Origin of the sequence: Ferruginibacter lapsinanis (assembly GCF_020783315.1) — a bacterium.
GTDB classification, from domain to species: Bacteria; Bacteroidota; Bacteroidia; order Chitinophagales; family Chitinophagaceae; genus Ferruginibacter; species Ferruginibacter lapsinanis.
The window spans coordinates 1747252-1766179 of the sequence record NZ_CP086063.1; the positions used below are offsets into that span (position 1 = coordinate 1747252).

At 36.6% G+C, this 18928-nt stretch carries 13 protein-coding genes; 6 read left to right on the forward strand and 7 right to left on the reverse strand.

What is annotated here, in order from left to right:
* Positions 1–38 precede the first annotated feature (38 nt).
* From LK994_RS07575 to LK994_RS07605, 7 genes are all read right to left on the reverse strand, one after another.
* Positions 39–839 (reverse strand): alpha/beta fold hydrolase, encoded by an 801-nt coding sequence (locus LK994_RS07575; RefSeq protein ID WP_229759466.1) that lies wholly within the window; start codon positions 837–839, stop codon positions 39–41.
* Positions 829–1980: an Lnb N-terminal periplasmic domain-containing protein gene (locus tag LK994_RS07580; protein ID WP_229759467.1), complete on the reverse strand. Its 1152-nt coding sequence runs from the start codon at positions 1978–1980 to the stop codon at positions 829–831. The genes LK994_RS07575 and LK994_RS07580 overlap by 11 nt, the downstream gene beginning before the upstream one ends.
* Before the next feature lie 61 nt (positions 1981–2041).
* Positions 2042–3538, reverse strand: a complete 1497-nt coding sequence (gene guaB, locus LK994_RS07585) for an IMP dehydrogenase (RefSeq protein WP_229759468.1) — start codon at positions 3536–3538, stop codon at positions 2042–2044.
* Between the two features lie 108 nt (positions 3539–3646).
* Entirely contained in the window at positions 3647–4747 is a 1101-nt protein-coding gene (gene dprA, locus LK994_RS07590) for a DNA-processing protein DprA (RefSeq protein WP_229759469.1), read from the reverse strand.
* Between the two features lie 26 nt (positions 4748–4773).
* Positions 4774–6711, reverse strand: coding sequence for an OmpA family protein (locus LK994_RS07595; protein ID WP_229759470.1), 1938 nt, complete (start codon positions 6709–6711; stop codon positions 4774–4776).
* An 86-nt stretch (positions 6712–6797) separates the two neighbouring features.
* Positions 6798–7415 carry a 7-carboxy-7-deazaguanine synthase QueE gene (locus LK994_RS07600; protein ID WP_229759471.1) on the reverse strand — a complete coding sequence of 206 codons (618 nt, stop codon included), beginning with the start codon at positions 7413–7415 and terminating at the stop codon, positions 6798–6800.
* Between the two features lie 2 nt (positions 7416–7417).
* Positions 7418–8293, reverse strand: coding sequence for a bifunctional 5,10-methylenetetrahydrofolate dehydrogenase/5,10-methenyltetrahydrofolate cyclohydrolase (locus LK994_RS07605; RefSeq protein ID WP_229759472.1), 876 nt, complete (start codon positions 8291–8293; stop codon positions 7418–7420).
* An 86-nt stretch (positions 8294–8379) separates the two neighbouring features.
* Between LK994_RS07605 and LK994_RS07610 the strand changes: the two genes are divergently transcribed.
* The 6 genes from LK994_RS07610 to LK994_RS07635 all read left to right on the forward strand — a co-directional run bounded on the left by LK994_RS07610 (position 8380) and on the right by LK994_RS07635 (position 18823).
* Positions 8380–9228 carry a PorV/PorQ family protein gene (locus LK994_RS07610; RefSeq protein ID WP_229759473.1) on the forward strand — a complete coding sequence of 283 codons (849 nt, stop codon included), beginning with the start codon at positions 8380–8382 and terminating at the stop codon, positions 9226–9228.
* Positions 9215–11338, forward strand: coding sequence for a ComEA family DNA-binding protein (locus LK994_RS07615; RefSeq protein ID WP_229759474.1), 2124 nt, complete (start codon positions 9215–9217; stop codon positions 11336–11338). Before LK994_RS07610 ends, LK994_RS07615 begins: the two co-directional genes overlap by 14 nt.
* Positions 11339–11524: 186 nt before the next feature.
* Positions 11525–14929 (forward strand): SusC/RagA family TonB-linked outer membrane protein, encoded by a 3405-nt coding sequence (locus tag LK994_RS07620; protein WP_229759475.1) that lies wholly within the window; start codon positions 11525–11527, stop codon positions 14927–14929.
* 10 nt (positions 14930–14939) lie between these two features.
* Positions 14940–16454 carry a RagB/SusD family nutrient uptake outer membrane protein gene (locus LK994_RS07625; protein WP_229759476.1) on the forward strand — a complete coding sequence of 505 codons (1515 nt, stop codon included), beginning with the start codon at positions 14940–14942 and terminating at the stop codon, positions 16452–16454.
* A gap of 27 nt (positions 16455–16481) precedes the next feature.
* Positions 16482–17393 (forward strand): substrate import-associated zinc metallohydrolase lipoprotein, encoded by a 912-nt coding sequence (locus tag LK994_RS07630; protein WP_229759477.1) that lies wholly within the window; start codon positions 16482–16484, stop codon positions 17391–17393.
* A gap of 107 nt (positions 17394–17500) precedes the next feature.
* Entirely contained in the window at positions 17501–18823 is a 1323-nt protein-coding gene (locus tag LK994_RS07635; protein WP_229759478.1) for a DUF4302 domain-containing protein, read from the forward strand.
* Positions 18824–18928 lie beyond the last annotated feature (105 nt).

An 18928-nucleotide genomic window follows, 5' to 3' on the forward strand; every position in this document is an offset into this window, starting at 1 on the left:
GCTAAATAAATAACCTGTTTAATTCGCATATGAACTGATTACGATGTGCTGTTTAGGAATTTAAATAAAATGCTGTTTGTTTTTTCCGTTTCTTCAAGCATGCCCATATGGCCTGAGTTGTGTAAAATATGGATATGTGATTTATTGGGTATGTAGCATTGTTTCAGACTACTTTCAAGAGGAATAGCATTGTCGAACTCTCCAATGACGAATAATACAGGTAAAGAAGTTTTCCTTAAGATATCAGTTCTGTCCGGTCTGCCGATCATTGCTCTGTAATATTGTATCAATGCGGCAGCAGTAAAATTTTTACCTTTTTCAATCAGCTCATTGATACAGGGAGTTAATGCATTGGGGCCTTCCTGAAATCGGAACAAGCCGGGGATACTCGTTTTTAAAAAATTATACGCATTATTAGCCATTATAAATGCGATGGCTTTTTCTCGTGTTTGTTTTTTTTCTTCACTATCGGCAAAAGCACTTGAATGAAACAAGGCAAAACTTTTTAAATATTCCGAATATTTTTCAGCAAAAGCTAAAGTAATATAGCCACCCATACTGTGCCCCACCATCACACATTGATTGATCTTTTCAATATCTAATATGGCTTTCATTACTTCAGCATAAGTATCTATATCGGCATCAGGTATTAATGCAGAACTTCCACTTCCGGGAATATCCGGAATAATTAAATGAAAATTTTTTTGTAAATAACTGATCTGGTGTTTCCATATTTCACTGTCTTCTCCAAATCCATGTAACAGCATAACAGTAGTGCCGGCACCAATAGTTTTGTATGATACAATTGCATTGTTGTAAGTCAGCGTTTTAGTGAGCATATATGGTATGACTTCTGTAAATTAATAGTAGCACTAAAGGTAGTAAAGCATTGTTCATTTGTTGGGGTAAAAAAAACCAACTTAATAACACCAATGCAAGAAATATGCCGTTCAAAGCAAAATATTTTTTAACCCATTGTTTTTTACTGCCAATAAAAAAAGCCATTGCCGCATGCATAGGAATTGCCCAGAGTAAATTAAAATTGTTTTTACACATTGCATGATCTGTTCCTGTCCACATAAAAATTAAAACAATTCCCAGTACCCCTGTTGTAAAAAATAAGATGCCATCAAATCCCTTTAAAAATATCGTAGCCCATTTGTTTGCAGAAAGGCTGATTAAAAAAACAGTTATCAATAAAGCAGAAAAAATGCTTAATGGGGTAAATAAAAAACTACCTTTTTCATTTTCTTCAATGGGGTATAAATTTGTTTCAGATAATACCACTTGATGGTTTTGATTACTGCTGTCCAAAGACTTCATCAAATTATCTGGCAAAAATTGAGATTGTTCGATGCTCATGATGGCATCAGTTGGTTGGCCCAATAATATATCTATGCCTAGCTTACTCCAGTATTTCTCTCCCTTATCAAGATAACTATGTATTGCCTGTCTGAATCTGGTATTTTTTGGCATCACGGCTTTGAAGGATGGACGATCACTTTTGTTTTTAACGATGATATCTCTCAGGCGTGTGGTACAATTATCTAAAAAGAAATCGTATTTGTAATACTTGTTTTCTTCTTTAATATTTTCAAAAAGAGCTTTTTGTATATTGAGTTTTTCTTCCGGAGAAAAATTTAGCACCTGTTCGGTTATACCTCTGTTGGTAGATTGGTAAGCATCTTTAAAATCTTCAAAGTATTCTGTAGAAACATAGTACAATAATTTGCCACGTACAAATTTCAGGTAAAAGTCTTTGTCATCGAAATTGAAAGTACCGTAGTTATATACAATATCACTCAGGTTGCTGCTGTCTTTTATGCGTAAAGCACTGTGTCCGAATGTTGAATACAGTTCTTCTCCGGGAGTACAGGTAAGCAGTGATATACGTATATGTGATGAATCCTGCGCTGATGCACAAAAATGCGAATGAGCAAAAATGCAAATGAAGAAAAATTGCAGTAATATTTTTTTCATTGAGAATAATTCAATGTGAATATAAAGTTTAAAAGGAGCTAGACTCATTAAACTTTTTAACCTACCTGCTGTAATTTGGAGCTTCTTTAGTGATAGCCACATCATGTGCATGACTTTCTTTCATGCCTGCATTTGTTATTTTTACAAATGTTGAGTTTAGTTGCAGCGATTTAATTGTATTAGCACCGCAGTAACCCATTCCTGCCCTTAATCCGCCAACATATTGATGTACGACCTCTTTTAAAGGTCCTTTAAATGCTACTCTTCCTTCAATTCCTTCCGGTACAAATTTTTTGATATCAGCTTCTGGGTCCTGAAAATATCTGTCGCTGCTGCCTTCAGCCATTGCTCCCAAACTGCCCATGCCTCTGTATTGCTTAAAGCGTCTTCCTTCGTAAATGATCGTTTCTCCCGGACTTTCTTCTGTACCTGCAAAAACATTTCCCATCATTACACAACTTGCACCTGCTGCTAAAGCCTTTACCATATCGCCTGTATAACGGATGCCTCCATCACTAATGATTCCCACATTAGTATTTTTCAATGCAGCAGCAGCTTCCATAACAGCGGTAATTTGCGGAACACCTGTTCCTGCTACGATTCTGGTAGTACAGATAGAACCTGGTCCGATGCCTACTTTTACAGCATCAGCTCCAGCTGTGGCCAATGCTTTTGCACCGGCAGCAGTACCAACGTTGCCTGCTATTACCTGTAACCCTTTAAAAGTTTTTTTAATTGCTTTTAATGTATCCATTACACCTTTTGTATGCCCGTGAGCACTGTCAAGGCAAATAACGTCTACGCCTACACGGTGAAGCGCTGCAACTCTGTCCAGCGAATCTTTTGTAATGCCAACACCTGCACCAACTAATAATCTTCCAAATGAATCTTTTACTGCATTCGGATGACTTTTTAATTTCAATATATCACTGAAAGTAATCAGGCCGATCAATTTCCCTGATTTATTAATTACCGGTAATTTTTCAATTTTTGTTCTCTTAAATAAAAGTTCTGCCTTTTTCAAATCAGTTCCTTCAGGCGCTGTAATGAGATTATCCTTGGTCATTACAACAGATACTTTTTCTTTATAATTTGTTTCGAAACGAAGATCACGATTGGTAAGAATACCTACCAATTTATGTTGTGCATCTACAATAGGAATACCGCCAATCTTGTTTTCTTTCATTAAACGAAGAGCTTCACCAATGGTGGCATCCGGGCTAAGTGTTACAGGGTCTAATATCAGGCCATTTTCGCTTCGTTTTACTTTACGAACCTGCTCTGCCTGTTGTTCGATACTCATGTTCTTATGCAAAATACCCAATCCGCCTTCTCTTGCGATAGCTATTGCTAATGCAGCTTCTGTTACGGTGTCCATAGCAGCACTCAACATAGGTACGTTCAGCGTGATAGTTTTGGTAAGTTTTGTACTGATATCTACATCACGTGGTAAAATCTGTGAGTAGGCAGGCATAAGCAACACATCGTCAAATGTTAAGCCTTCGCCGAAAAATTTTTTTGATTTTGGTAGATTGGAGGAGTTATTTCTTGTAGCCATGTGCAAAGATACAATGACGACTTCAAAATACAAAGTTCTCGATTTTTAGGTCATATTTTATAGTCGGGAGTTCGGAAAACATAGCAACTAAAAACTATGACCTAAAAACTAATTTAACTTATATATCTTTCCAGGCAAAGTAATTACAACCTGTTGCATCTCAAGTTGTAATAATGCGGCCGCCATTGCGCTGCTACTCAATCCACATTTGATATATAATTCGTCAATTTGCAAAGATTCATTTTGAGAAAGTATGTCGACTATTATTTTTTCATTATCTGTCAGTTCTATAAAAAGTTCCCGTTGTTTTTTCGGAGATTTCTTTTTCTTATGTGTCCAGTTCATTAGTGTCAGCAGATCCTCGGCATCGGTTATTAGGAACGCTTTATTATTTTTTATAAGATAATTACAGCCTTCACTTTTTGTATCGGTTGTTTTCCCCGGAAACGCAAAAACATCTTTATTGTAACCATTACCTAATTCCGCGGTGATCAGTGATCCGCCCTTTTTACCACTTTCTATAACTACCAAGGCATCACACATACCGGCAACGATCCGATTTCGTTTGGGAAAATTCTGTTTATCGGGATTGGTATTGCTTAAATAATCTGTTAATAATCCTCCCTGGTCAATCATCTGTTTTGCCAATATTTTATTTTGTGCCGGATATATTTTATCTAACCCATGTGCTAATACACCGATTGTTTGCAAATTATTTTTTATCGCGGCTTTGTGAGCTATGGTGTCAATCCCAAAAGCAAGGCCACTTACAATTAATATATTTTCTTCCTGTAGATCTTCCACTAATTTTTCGCAAATATTTCTCCCATATTCGCTATTGTTCCTTGTGCCGACTATTGATACTATTTTAGACGTATTTAAATCTGCGTTGCCACGATAATACAAGAGAGTGGGGCTGTCATAACAATTAAGCAACCGTTGAGGGTATCGGCTGTCAGTAATAAATAATGGACTGATCTTATATTTTTCAATGAATTTAATTTCTTCTTCACTGCTTAAGAAATTGTCGAATGTTTTTATGCAACTTGCTCTTATGGTTCCGATGCCTTCAATACATTCAAGCTCTTTTTTCTTTGCTTTAAAGACAGACTCGGCATCTCCGAATATACCTACAAGAATTTTAGCGTGAACGTCCCCTATGTTAGGTACTAATGTTAATGCAATTTGGTAAAGTAGATCTTTGTTCATACTGTATAGATGAACAAAAAGCGAAATTAGTTGCTAATGACAAAAAGTTCTGTTCTGCGGTTAAGGGATCGGCCTGTTTCGGTCCTGTTGTCTGCAATAGGTTTAGTGGCTCCCAAGCCTTTGCTTTGCAGGCGGGCTCTCGAAATTTGTCTGCTGGCAAGTAAATAATTAACTACCGCTGCGGCCCTGTTATTCGACAATAGCAAATTGTCGGCGGGTTTGCCTACGTTGTCAGTATGTCCGGTTATCAATATGGTAAGCTTTGGATTGTCATTCATTAATTGAATCACTTTGTTCAATTCAATGATAGATTCTGGTTTTAACGCGGTTTGTTTGCTGTCAAAAAAAATATTTTTTAAAACTACTGCTGCACCTGCTTCAAGTGGTTGTAATGGGATGTCAGCTGTATACACTGTGTCGATACTATTGATATCTATATTGTAATTTTCAGAATAAAATAAATATCCTTTTCTGTTTACATTAAAAGCATAGTCTTTTCCTACGGGTAAAGTAGCTAAATAATCACCTACTTCATTTGTAAGTACTTTGCTGATCACATTTCGGGTGTGTATGTCAGTTAGTTCAATGGTTGATGGAAGTCCTTGCTTGGTATTTGCATCAAAAACTTTTCCCCTTACCCAAAGTGTTTTTGGTGGCTGAATATCTTTTCTTAATTGAAAACTATACAGATCAAGTCCTCCACGGCTATCCACCCCATCGCTTGCATAATAGGCTGTTTTGCCATCAGCAGCTACAATTAAAGACCCTTCTTCATCTATGGTGTTTACAGGATATCCAAGATTTTGTGGAGTGCTCCAGGTGCTGTCATTGATTTTCTTTGATAGAAACAGATCAGATTGTCCATAACCCGGATGTCCATTGCTGTTGAAAAATAATGTTTGGTTATCTGCATAAATAAAAGAACAGCCTTCGTCGCCATTTGTATTAATAGTATTTCCAAGATTTTCTGCTTCACTCCACCTGCCATTGGACAAACGGTGTGTCACCCAAATGTCTTTTCCGCCATATCCGTCTGGCCGACTGCTGCTAAAATAAATATCTCTTTTGTCAGGAGAGATAGAAGGAGCGGATTCCCAATATTCTGTATTTACCCCTTGTCCAAGATTTTCCGCTTCACTCCAACCGGAGTTTGTTTTATAGCTTATGTAGATGTCGCAACTGCCATTTCCGTTTGGATAATTGCAGCCGGCAAATACGATCCACTCGCCGTCCTGAGAAATATTTTGGGCGCCTTCATTAAATGTGGTATTGACTTTGCCATGCAGGGGGCTGGCATTTATCCATTTTTTGTTTGTAAGATCTGTTTCAAAAAAATCTTCGTCATCCTGTACACGTCTTGTAAAGATCATCTTGCTTCCATCAATGGTTAACGAGGGATAGTATTCTGAGTATTGCGAATTAATGCTATCTCCCAGATTCTTTGGAGCAAATACATAATCTTTTGCTGAATGTTTTTTTTCGTAATCTATCGCAAATTCATAAACACTTTTCCTGTATTGCCCGGCTTTAATGCTTCGTTCGTTTAAAACGGGGATCGTTAAGAATTTGTTTATAGCTACAAGCGCTTTGGAAAACTGGCCTGTTCCTGCCAATGAAATAGAATAGGGTAGCAAATAGGTGTGGGAGTAAACAGAATCCAGTTCTAATGCTTTTTCAAAAGTAATTACAGATGAATCGTATTTTTTTTGATTGGCATATATTCCTGCCAATGTTAAATAGGCATCTACAAACTTAGGGTCGATTGCAATTGCTTTCTTTATGTTGTTTACGGCTTCAACGTATTTTTCATCTACACCATTTTGATAGGCTTGAGCATAAATGTCTCCGGCTTTTTTATTTACTTTCTCAGGATCGTACCACTGAGCATTAGTGAAATTGGCAATAAGCAACAGGCAACTAACGATGAAGTAAAATCTTATATATATAGCAAAATATCTTTTCATGATGGCTCAAAAGAGGAATTGAAGATAATGTGTTTTGCGGCAATAATTATACTGTAATAATTAGAAGAACGTTAAAACTTCCCATTTTAAGGAACATTAATGTACTTATGTATTTGTAAGGACAATTCCCATTGCGGATGTTGCTTGATATAGTCAATTATCACGGGAGTTATTTCAGCGGCTTTGTCCCATTCCGGTTGCAGATAAAGTTTGCAATGGGGTGATACCAACGCTGCATATTTTTCGGCCCAATCAAAATCACTTTTATTGAACACGATTATTTTCAGTTCATTTGCCAATGGAATGATCTCGGGTAGTGGAGCTTTGAATTTTTTGGGTGAAAGACATATCCAGTTCCAGTTGCCGCTCAACGGATGTGCTCCTGAGGTTTCGATATTTGTCTCAAATCCTGCATCCTGTAACTCTTTGGTAAGACCAGTTAAATTATGCATGAGTGGCTCGCCGCCAGTAATAACAACCAGTTTTGCCGGAGTTTTTTCAACTTCTAACCTCAAACTTCCAATATCCAACATTGCATGCTTATTTGCATCCCAACTTTCTTTTACATCACACCATACGCAGCCAACATCACATCCGCCCAATCTGATAAAATAGGCAGCTCTTCCCTGATGAAAGCCTTCTCCCTGTAATGTATAAAAATGCTCCATTACGGGCAATGTGGTTATTTTTTTTTCGGTCGTCACGTTTAGTTTTTTAATTGCGAAGCAGCAAAGGTATTCATAAGTAAGGCGGCAATGGTCATCATACCTACACCTCCTGGTACAGGGGTTATGTAGCTGCATTTAGGCGATACATTAGCAAAATCCACATCTCCCTTTATTGCAAAACCGCTCTTTTTGCTGGCGTCAGGTATCCTGGTGATGCCAACATCTACTACCACTGCATTTTCTTTCACCATATCGGCAGTTAAAAATTCAGGCTTGCCTAAGGCTGCTACAATGATATCACCTTGTAAACAAATTTCTTTTAGGTTGTGTGTATGGCTATGACAAATGGTAACAGTGCAATTGCCGGGGTATGTATTCCTGCTTAATAAAATACTGATCGGTCTTCCAACAATATTACTGCGACCTATAACTACAGCATGTTTTCCTTTTGTTTCAATTTTATAATGTTCAAGCATCAATAAAATACCATAAGGGGTAGCAGGTAAAAAGGTGGGTAACCCTTGTATCATTTTGCCGATATTGACAGGATGAAATCCATCCACATCTTTATCAGGGTTGATGAGATTAATTATTTTTTCTTCGCTGATATGTTTTGGTAAAGGTAGTTGCACTAATATTCCGTCCACATCATCATCTGTATTCAATTTCCTGATAGCGTCCATGATCATTTGTTCATCAACTGTTGATTCGAAACGGATCAATGTACTTTTAAAGCCGATCTCCTCACAATTTTTCACTTTGCTTGCTACATAAGTTTCACTTGCTCCATTATTTCCAACTAATATTGCAGCAAGGTGTGGTGTTTTTTTGCCCGATTGTATTAGTTCTTTTGTTTTTTGTTTTAAAGATTCCTTTACGGCCTGAGAAACTATTTTTCCATCAAGTATTTGCATGCCGCAAATTTACTAACAATTGCTAAATTGTGGGTCCAATTGAAGTTTTATCTTTATATTGTTATAGATTTATAAAAAAAACTGCTTTGAAAAAAACTACTTTTTTGGTGATTGGATTTTTTCTGCTGCTGCAGACTGAAACTTTTTCACAAGCCCTTCGTCAACCTTTGTCAGCCTCTTATCTTGGTTTAGGAGCATATAGTACACAACATCAGGATGTGTTCTCTTATTTAGGGAACCAGGCCTCTTTAGCAAAGATTGAAACAGCCGGGGTGGGTGTATATGGCGAAAGACGATTCATGCTGAATGAAACAAGCCTATATGCCGCATCTGTTGCTATTCCCAGCAAAATGGGCAATTTCGGAGTAAATATGAAATATTTTGGATTTAAGAATTACAATGAAAATCAATTAGGGCTTGCTTATGCCAGAAGCCTTGGTAGTAAAGTAGATGTTGGTGTTCAGTTTAACTATTACGGTTATAAAGTGCCGTCTTATAATAGTGCCAGCACAGTAGATTTTGAGATCGGGTTGATCACCCATCTTACAGATAAGCTGAATGCAGGTATTCATGTGTATAATCCTATTGGGGGAAAATTTTCGAAAACAGATGAAAAATTAACTGCTGCTTACAAATTAGGGATGGGGTACGATGCTTCTGATAAATTCTTTGTCGGAGCAGAAATTGTAAAAGAGGAAGATTTTCCGGTTAATGTGAATGCCGGTATTCAATACAGGTTCATGAAACAACTTTTTGCAAGAGCAGGTATTTCTTCTGCTACTTCTGCATCATATGCTGGTGTAGGGTTGGCGTGGAATAATTTTCGTTTAGATGTTAGCGGTAGTTATCATCCGCAATTGGGATGGTCTCCGGGATTGTTATTGATAATGAATTTTGGCAAAAAAGAAAAGATTACTAATAATGACATTAAGTAACAGGATGTTTCTAGATATTAAAAAAGATGACCTGAGGCGATTACTTATGTATTGTCTTTTGCCTTTATCAGTATGTTTTTTCTCTACTGATTCCAATGCGCAGGATCCTACCAATGCGCCACCTGTAAATAATACCACGGAACAGCAATTGGAAGCAATAACAGAAGTAAATGAAGATGCTGAAACAGAAGATGATTCTTATTTGTTGAAATTACAGGAGTTTCTTAAAAACCCGGTCAATCTTAACTATGCAGATGAAACAGAGTTAAAAGAACTGGTTGTACTTTCTCCGGCACAAATACAAAATATTATTAGCTATAGAAATCTTTTTGGAAAGTTTATTGATTTGTATGAACTGCAAGCCATTCCGGCGTGGGATATCTACACGATCGATAAAATCCGTCCATACATTTCCGTTAGTGAAAGGGCGGATGTATTTGGTTCAATAGGCGATCGGCTCTCTGGCGGTGATCATAGTATTTTGATACGAGCCACCCAGATTTTAGAAAAATCAAAGGGGTATAAAGTAGATCCGGCTACAACAAAAAATTATTACCCCGGCAGTCCTCAACGATTGTTCGTAAGGTATAGGTATCATTATAAAAACCTGTTGCAATATGGAATAGTGGGAGAAAAAGATGCCGGGGAACAGTTTTTTAAAGGAGGACAAAAACAAGGGTTTGATTTTTACTCAGCACATTTTTTTGTTAGAAATATCGGAATTGTGAAAGCGTTGGCTTTAGGTGATTTTACAGTAAATCTTGGCCAGGGATTAACACAATGGCAAAACCTCGCTTTCAAAAAAAGTGTAGATGTTACTAATATTAAAAGGCAGTTGCCTGTATTGCGTCCTTATAATTCTGCTGGAGAGATCAATTTTCATAGAGGTATTGGTATTACTGTTGCAAAAAGAAATATTGAGGCAACGGTGTTTGCATCATATAGAAAGATCGATGCCAATTTTAATGTAGACACACTTAATAACGAAGATTTTATTTCTTCATTACAAACATCGGGCTACCATCGAACAGCAAGCGAATTGGAAGATAAGGGAGCACAACGTCAGATTGCTTTTGGCGGAAATGTTGCTTACAATAAAGATAAATTCCATGTTGGTGTAAATGGGATACAATATAATTTTGAGTTTCCGATAAACAAAGCAGATGACCCTTATAATATGTATGCATTGAGCGGCAGCAATTTTGGTAACTATAGTGTTGATTATAGCTATACTTATAAAAACCTGCACTTCTTCGGTGAGGCTGCTACTACCAGTAAATCTGCAACAGCTTTCGTTAATGGAATGATATTGAGTGTTGCCAATAATATTGATATGAGTATGTTATATAGAAACATCTCTAAAAAATATCAATCTCTTTATACCAATGCCTTTACAGAAAGCACTTTTCCTACCAATGAAAAAGGGTTATACACGGGTATCAGCATACGTCCTAACAGCATGTGGAGAATTGATGCATATGCAGATTTTTACAAATTTCCGTGGTTAAAATTTCAGGTAGATGCGCCTTCTACAGGTGCAGATTATTTGATTCAGGCGACTTACAAACCTAACAAGCAACTAGAAATGTATTTGCGTTATCGAACTGAAACAAAATCCGGTAATTACAATCCATCTGATCTAACGTTTCGTCCGGTAGTTCCTGAACCTAAGCAAAATCTACGTACACAAATAAGTTACAAGGTTAGTCCTACATTCACTATGCGCCAAAGAGTGGAGATCGTGTGGTTTGATAAACGTGGACCACAAGCTTCTAATGGATTCTTATCTTATGCAGACCTTATTTATAAACCAATGATGAAAAAATATTCAGGTAATATAAGGCTGCAATATTTTGAAACTGATGATTATAATAGTAGGCTGTATGCATATGAAAACGATGTTCTATACAGTTTTTCTATTCCGGTTTTCTATGAGAAGGGTTTCAGGTATTATGTGAACGTCAATTATGACTTCAGTAAAAAGCTTTCCTTCTGGTTGAGATTGGCGCAAACGATCAATGAAGGTAAAAGTACAGTAGGTTCCGGATTGGATGAAATAAAAGGAAACAGGAAAACAGAAGTTAAGCTGCAGTTACAGTATCTGTTTTAATAAATGCTGGTTTTAGGCTGTGCAATAATCGCATTTTTTACTCCATTAACTAAAAAAAACGACAAAAAAAACGCTTAATTTTAAAAAATCTGAAAGAATCTCATTAACTTTCCCATTATATTTGCCAAAGTTTTGGTAAAATTTCTCCAGAAATTATCCGGAACAACACTGCTAAACCAAAAGATTATGTTGCTTAATACTTTTAGTAATTTTTCGTATTTTAAACTTACGAAGCTAAATATTTATACTGCTAAAACTCCTTTTAAAATGAATGGTAGAAGTCTGTTATTACTTGTAATAGGTATATTGTTGGGTATTGGTTCCTTTGCTCAAAAAACAGCATCGGGTACAGTAGAAGATTCTAAGGGCAAGCCATTGGCGGGTGCTACCGTTAAAGTAGTAGGTGCCAGCAAGGCCGTTAGTACAAATGATAAAGGAAAATTTGAGATCAGTAATGTAGGAGACAATGCAAAGATCAGTGTTTCAATGGTTGGATATAAAGCGATTGAAGTAAAAGCCGGAGAAAATCTCATTATAAAATTAGTTGAAGCCAATAATACATTGGATGAAGTTGTTGTAACAGGATTTCAACAGATCAACCGGAAAAAATTTACAGGTGCCGGAGTAAAGCTTAAAGCGGATGAGATAAAAACTGCAGGTGTGGTAGATGTAAGTCGTATGTTGGAAGGTCGTGCTGCAGGAGTTACTGTTCAAAACGTGTCAAGTACATTTGGTTCTGCACCAAAAGTAAGAGTTCGTGGTGCTACTTCTATAAATGGCGATAACAAACCTCTTTGGGTGGTGGATGGTGTGGTGTTAGAGGATCTGGTAAATATTTCAAACGACCAGTTATCGAGTGGAGATCCTACTACATTGTTAGGTTCATCAGTAGCAGGGATAAACTCAAATGATATCGAAACCTTCGATATCCTGAAAGATGCTGCTGCTACGGCTTTGTACGGTGCAAGAGCAATGAATGGCGTGGTAGTAATCACTACCAAAAAAGGTAAGCAGGGTAAACCAAGTATTGCTTATTCGGTAAATTTCAGTACCCAGCTAAAACCAAGTTATGGTGAATATAATATCATGAACTCTGCAGAGCAGATGTCTACATTGGCTTCGCTGGAAAGAGATGGTTTCTTAGAGCCGGGAGCTTTGGCATCAAGAGCAGATTATGGCGTATATGGTAAAATGTATGATCTGTTAAATGGCGATGCCAATGGAAATTTCCCTGTTGTAAATACACCGCAGGGTAGAAATGCATTTCTGTTACGGTATGCAAAAGCAAATACGGATTGGTTTGATATTTTGTTCAGAAATTCTTTAACTCAGGAGCATTCTCTAAGTATTTCAAGCGGTACTGATAAATCACAATCTTTCTTTTCAGCAAGTTATTACAGAGACAATGGCTGGACCATCGCAGATAACGTAAAACGTTATACGCTGAATTTCAGAAACAACTATAATATCAGTGATAAATTATCGGTAGGATTTTTGACCAATGGTTCTGTTCGTCAGCAAAGAGCGCCCGGTACATTAAAACGTACTGACAACGTGGTTTCTGGTCAATACGACAGAGAATTTGATATCAATCCTTTCAGTTATGCGTTGAATACCAGCAGAGCAATAACAGCATATGATGAAAATGGGAATCTGGAATATTTCAGAAGAAACTGGGCTCCTTTTAATATTATTGACGAGTTGAAAAATAATTACATCGATGTTAATGTAATTGACCTGAAACTACAAACTGATATCAGTTATAAGATCACTAAACATTTGAGGTATGATTTTGTTGGCGCACTTCGTTATGTGAAATCTACTTTAGAACATCAGATCACAGAAAATTCAAACATGGCGAATGCTTACCGCTCTATGGGTACGCAAGTTATCATTGACGGTAATAAATTCTTATACCTCGATCCTGATGGAGAAGATCCTACAAAAAAGATAAGTGTTCTTCCTTACGGCGGATTTTATAATCGCTCTGAAGATTTCTTAACGAACTATGATGTAAGAAACAGTTTGAGCTATAACAACACTTTCAACGACAAGCACACTATTGCAATTTTATTGGGACAACAGGTGAAATACACTGATCGTCAAAACTACAATAGTACTGGATATGGTTATCAGTATGATAATGGCGGTGTGGCATTTCCGGATTATCATATCCTGAAAAAAACGATTGAAGCTAACTTCCCTTATTATGGCATGAGTAAAACGTATGATCGTTTCGTTGCATACTATTTAAATGCGCAATACACTTACGACAGAAGATACAATATATATGGTACTGTTCGTTATGATGGGTCAAACAAATTAGGTGCATCTAAAACAGCTCGTTGGTTACCAACCTGGAGTTTTGGTGGTTCATGGAATATAGATCAGGAAAAATTCTTCGAGAATGTTCGTAAAGTAGACTATATGAAATTGAGAGCCAGTTATGGTCTTACAGCAAGTTTAGGCCCTGTGACAAACTCAAATGTAGTATTACAAAGTGCTGTTCCTAACAGGTTTCCTGCATCTGAAAGAGAGTCTGTATTGCAGTTGATCAATCTTCAAAATGCTGATCTGACCTGGGAAAAGAATCATCAGTTAAATATCGGTATTGATGCTGGTATGTTTAACGGAAGATTAGACTTTAGTTTTGACTGGTATAACAGAAATAGTTTTGATTTGATCAGTTTGATCAAAACAGCTGGTATTGGTGGCGAAGGATATAAAGCGATCAATTATGCTGATATGAAATCACATGGTATTGATGTCATGATTGGTGGTACTATCATCAAAAAGAAAAACTGGAACTGGAAATCTAACATTACGTATGGCTATAACGTAAATAAAATTACTTATGCTAAAAATGTACCTATTATTTACGACCTGGTAAAACCAGAAGGGGGTAACAGGGAAGGGTATGCGGTAAATAGCCTCTTTTCAATAAATTATCAGGGGTTAGATCATCTTACAGGGATACCATATTTTATCAATGAATATGGAAAACCAAGTCAAGGTGTGGATGTTCAATCTGATAGTGTTCAATATCTGCTTTATTCAGGTACACTTGATCCTAAATTTACCGGAGGTTTTAATAATACATTTAATTACAAGAATTTCTCATTGAACATATTTATTACTTATCAGGGTGGAAATAAAATTCGTTTATACCCTGCATTTAGAAGTTCTTATGTAGATTTTGATGCATTACCGAAAGAATTTCATGATAGATGGTTGGAGCCGGGAGATGAGAAGTTGACCTATATACCACAGATCAGTGATGAGTTTTATGGCTACAAAGTGGGAACGCAATCTTTTTATCCATATAATAATTACAACTATTCCGATAAGCAGGTTGCTGATGGCGGCTTCATAAGACTTAAAACAGTTTCATTATCTTATCAATTGAGTAGTAGTTCGTTAAAAAAATTAGATTTTGTAAAGAACTTGTCGTTCACAGCAGCCGTTACAAACCCTTGGTTGATCTATTCTGACAAAAAACTGAAAGGGCAGGATCCTGAGTTCTTTAATGCAGGAGGTGTAGCACAGCCTTTGCAAAAACAAATAACATTATCCATTAAAGCTGGTTTTTAAAATAGTAGAAATGATGAAAAAATTGATAATTATATCCGGCGTATTTGCAGTATTGGTAACATCTGCAGGGTGTAAAAAATTCTTAGATAAAGAACCCGATAACAGGGCTAAATTAAATTCGCCTGAGAAGGTGTCACAGTTATTGGCGTCTGCGTATCCGCAAAATAATTATTATCCAATGGCAGAAGTATCATCGGATAATGTAGGTGATTGTATCACCGATGAGAATGGAGTTCCAAGTTGGAGCACTTTACTTAACAACCTTTATTTTTATGAAGATAATAAAGGAGTAGACGAAGATGGTCCTGAAAGTTACTGGTTTGGTTGTTACAAGGCAATTGCAGCAGCAAATCTGGCATTAGAAACAATTGCTAAAGTTCCGGATCCACAAAATTATCAGGCACAAAAAGGAGAAGCCTTGGTAGCAAGAGCCTATGCTCATTTTATGTTGGTTAATTTTTTCGCAAAATTTTATAATGAATCTACGGCTGATACAGATCCTGGTATACCTTATGTTACCGAGCCGGAAAATGTGTCAATAAAGAAATACGACCGTAAAACGGTGAAGTATGTATATGATATGATTCAAAAGGATTTGTTTGCCGGAATACCTTTAATAGTAAATGAAGCATACGCAAAACCAAAATATCATTTTACTAAAACGGCTGCCAATGCTTTTGCCGCAAGATATTATTTGTACAAACAAGAGTATGATAGTGTTATAAAATATGCTACCGCCTCAATTGCTGAGAATTCTTTTGCTGCAAATCTTCGTCCCTGGAATAATACAACTGTTGGTGTTGGTTATACCACCTTAGATTTAAATGGAAACAATAGCTTAAGTGTTGTTTATACTCAACCAGATCAAAAGGCCAACCTTCTTTTGGTTGAAACAAATTCATGGTGGTGGAGGTTAAGTAGTTTTGGCAGATTTAGTTTAACAACAGATATTGCTAGCAGCCTTACTTCAAATGTACCAGTGTCAGGCGGACCATGGTCTTTCAGTACAGGCAGTTATGTTCAGGGACATCCCGTACTTTCTAAAGTCGAGGAATATTTTGTAGAAACCTCTATTGGAAGCGGAATTGGAAATGGCTGGGAAATGGTTCCGTTGTTTTCCACAGAAGAAGTACTGTTTAACCTTGCCGAAGCGTATACCTATAAGGGTGAAACGGCCAAAGCGATCAGTTTGTTGAATACTTATCTTAGTACACGTATTGACGGATATGTTGCAGGATATAATATCGACGAGGCATCAATTAAGGGGTATTATGGTGTCACAGATATACAGGAGGGTTTGATCTATACAATCCTTGATTATAAGCAATCAGAATTTTTACAGGAAGGGATGCGTTGGTTTGATATAATAAGATATGGTATTGAAGTGACACATGAGGAGTTGGATGCAACCGGGCAACATGTTGTAAGAACTAAAACACTTACAGCAGATGATCCTCATAAGGTATTTCAGATACCTGTGACAGCTCAAATTCAGGCGGGATTAGCACCAAACCCTCGACCATAATTGATAATAATTTTTAAAAGTAATAAAATGAAAATATTAAAAATTGCCGTTTACAGTGTAGCACTAGTACTGTTCTTTTCATCTTGTAGAAAAGATGATGCTATCGGTAATGTAGATAACATTCCTGGCTTGGGAGGCGATGTGTGGACTCCGTCTGCAATAGATAAATGGATATATGATAGTTTAGTTGTGCCTTACAATATTGATGTAAAGTATAAATGGAATCAGTTTTCTGTTAATCAAATAGAAAAAAATGTTGTACCTCCAAATGAATCACAGGTAGTGCCGGTAATGGATGCCGTTCGTAGAATTTGGGCTAAGCCGTATATTCAGGAAACCAGTCTTACTTTCTTCAATAAATATACGCCCAAATACTTTGTGTTAGCAGGTAGCTCTGCAGCCAATCCTGACGGTAGTGCAACGGTGGGAGTAGCTGGAGGTGGCAGACAAATATCTTTGTTTCAATTAAATTATTATAAAAACAAAACATATCCTGGCTATGTACCGGCTGATACTACTTTACAAAAAGATCTTTTCTTAACTGTACATCATGAGTTCAGCCATATATTCGATCAAACAAAAAGAAGACCAAGCTCTTTTGATGCGGTTACTTCAGGAGGCTACTCCAGTGATTGGATCAATACAGATGATGTTGAGGCAAGAAAAAATGGCTTTATTACAGCATATGCTTCCAGTGCAGCAGGGGAGGATTTTGCAGAAATGATTTCTTTCTTATTGGTATACGGTGATCCGGGTTGGAAAAAATTATTGGCCGGAATTTCAGGAACTGGCTCAAGTGGTTTAACTGCTGCCAATGCAAGAATAAAATTAAATACCAAGGCTGATGAAATACGTAAATACTTCGCAGATTCTTGGGGGATAGATTTTAATAGTTTACAAACAAGAGTTAGAGCAGCGGTGGCTAACGAATTTTATTAATGAATGACACTAATACAAAATCGTTGTCATTGTTTGAATCAAATTAGAATATTTTACTTCTTTTGATCACTATAAAGGAAGGAATATAAATTTATAAAAAAGAAAACATGAAGAAGTTTGCATTGTTTTTTATTGGTATAACATTACTGTTATCAGCATGTAAAAAGGAAACCGATTATATATTTGATCAAACTCCTGATGAACGTATTAATGCTGCCCTGGCGAAATATCAGGCAATTTTAACAGGAGCTGAAAATGGATGGAAAGCTTACATCACAGTAGCAAATGACGCAAAATCTGTTTATGGATTTTATTTCAAATTTACCAACACTAACAGAGTGTCGATGGTATCGGATTTTGATACTACATCAGCTAAAACATTGCAGGAAAGTAGCTATAGGCTGAGACAACAGCAACAGCCTACACTTATTTTTGATACTTACTCATATGTTCATGTATTGGCTGATCCTAATGAAGATAACTTAGGAGTGGTTTCAAATGTTAATGGTGGACCAGTAGGTCAGGGCTTATTATCTGATTTCGAATTTATATTTGATAGAGACAGCATTACAACGGATACTTTAAAAATGGTGGGTAAAGTAAATGGAGCTAAACTTACCTTGATCAGAGCGACTAAAACTGAGGCAGACTTCTACACGGGAGGACAATGGACAAATCTTGTAGCAAAATATATAAGTAATTTTCTTACTTATTATCAACGTTTAACGATTGATGGTATAAGTTATGATATACGGCTGGATAAACAGAATAGAACCATTACTTTTAGTTGGTTAGATGGAGGAAATTTACAAAGTCATACTACCGGGTTTTATAACACAACAGCTGGGCTAGTATTAATATCTCCGGTACAAAATGGTTCACAAACAATAAGTTCTTTAAATGTAGATAATTGGAATGCTTCTACACAAACCTTAACAATAAAATCGGGCGACAAAACCGGTGAAATTAAAGAAACTATACTTCCGGTAAAAATAGATACAGATGCACCTAATCGTTGGATCCAATATGTGATCGATAATGATGGCTACTGGGCAGCTTGGGATGGTTTTCATGTAAATGGGGTGGACGATGCTTATGCAATCAACTCTTTATCTAAATATTACTATCTTGTTTACTGGCCGGAATATGACCCCGGGAATGATTTTTTTGCACCAATATTCTTAAATGCTGATAATACAGCGCTTACGCTTAAATATGGTGCAGCAATTACGCATTCTATTGGAACCGATGGATTAATTAAATTCACATTATTAGGCAATTATGGGTCTTATCCAACAACTGGGCCTGCAAGATTATCAAGAAATCAATTGGTTATACCTGAAGGGTATTACCTTGTGCAAACGAGTCTTACTACATATGATATGGTGAGTGCAAAAGATGGTAAAGCATGGATCACCTGGTTTTTCTAAAAATCAAACTTTCTAAAAAATATATTCTTTTATTAAACAGTTTTTATTGAATAAATAAAAACTGTTTAATTTTTATTAAGAATTTACGCCTTTCTTAAATTTCAA

Coding starts and splice junctions, on each gene's coding strand:
- LK994_RS07575 (WP_229759466.1), bottom strand. CDS start 839: ATGCTCACTAAAACGCTGACTTACAACAATGCAATTGTATCATACAAA.
- LK994_RS07580 (WP_229759467.1), bottom strand. CDS start 1,980: ATGAAAAAAATATTACTGCAATTTTTCTTCATTTGCATTTTTGCTCAT.
- guaB (WP_229759468.1), bottom strand. CDS start 3,538: ATGGCTACAAGAAATAACTCCTCCAATCTACCAAAATCAAAAAAATTT.
- dprA (WP_229759469.1), bottom strand. CDS start 4,747: ATGAACAAAGATCTACTTTACCAAATTGCATTAACATTAGTACCTAAC.
- LK994_RS07595 (WP_229759470.1), bottom strand. CDS start 6,711: ATGAAAAGATATTTTGCTATATATATAAGATTTTACTTCATCGTTAGT.
- LK994_RS07605 (WP_229759472.1), bottom strand. CDS start 8,293: ATGCAAATACTTGATGGAAAAATAGTTTCTCAGGCCGTAAAGGAATCT.
- LK994_RS07615 (WP_229759474.1), top strand. CDS start 9,215: ATGACATTAAGTAACAGGATGTTTCTAGATATTAAAAAAGATGACCTG.
- LK994_RS07620 (WP_229759475.1), top strand. CDS start 11,525: ATGTTGCTTAATACTTTTAGTAATTTTTCGTATTTTAAACTTACGAAG.
- LK994_RS07625 (WP_229759476.1), top strand. CDS start 14,940: ATGATGAAAAAATTGATAATTATATCCGGCGTATTTGCAGTATTGGTA.
- LK994_RS07630 (WP_229759477.1), top strand. CDS start 16,482: ATGAAAATATTAAAAATTGCCGTTTACAGTGTAGCACTAGTACTGTTC.
- LK994_RS07635 (WP_229759478.1), top strand. CDS start 17,501: ATGAAGAAGTTTGCATTGTTTTTTATTGGTATAACATTACTGTTATCA.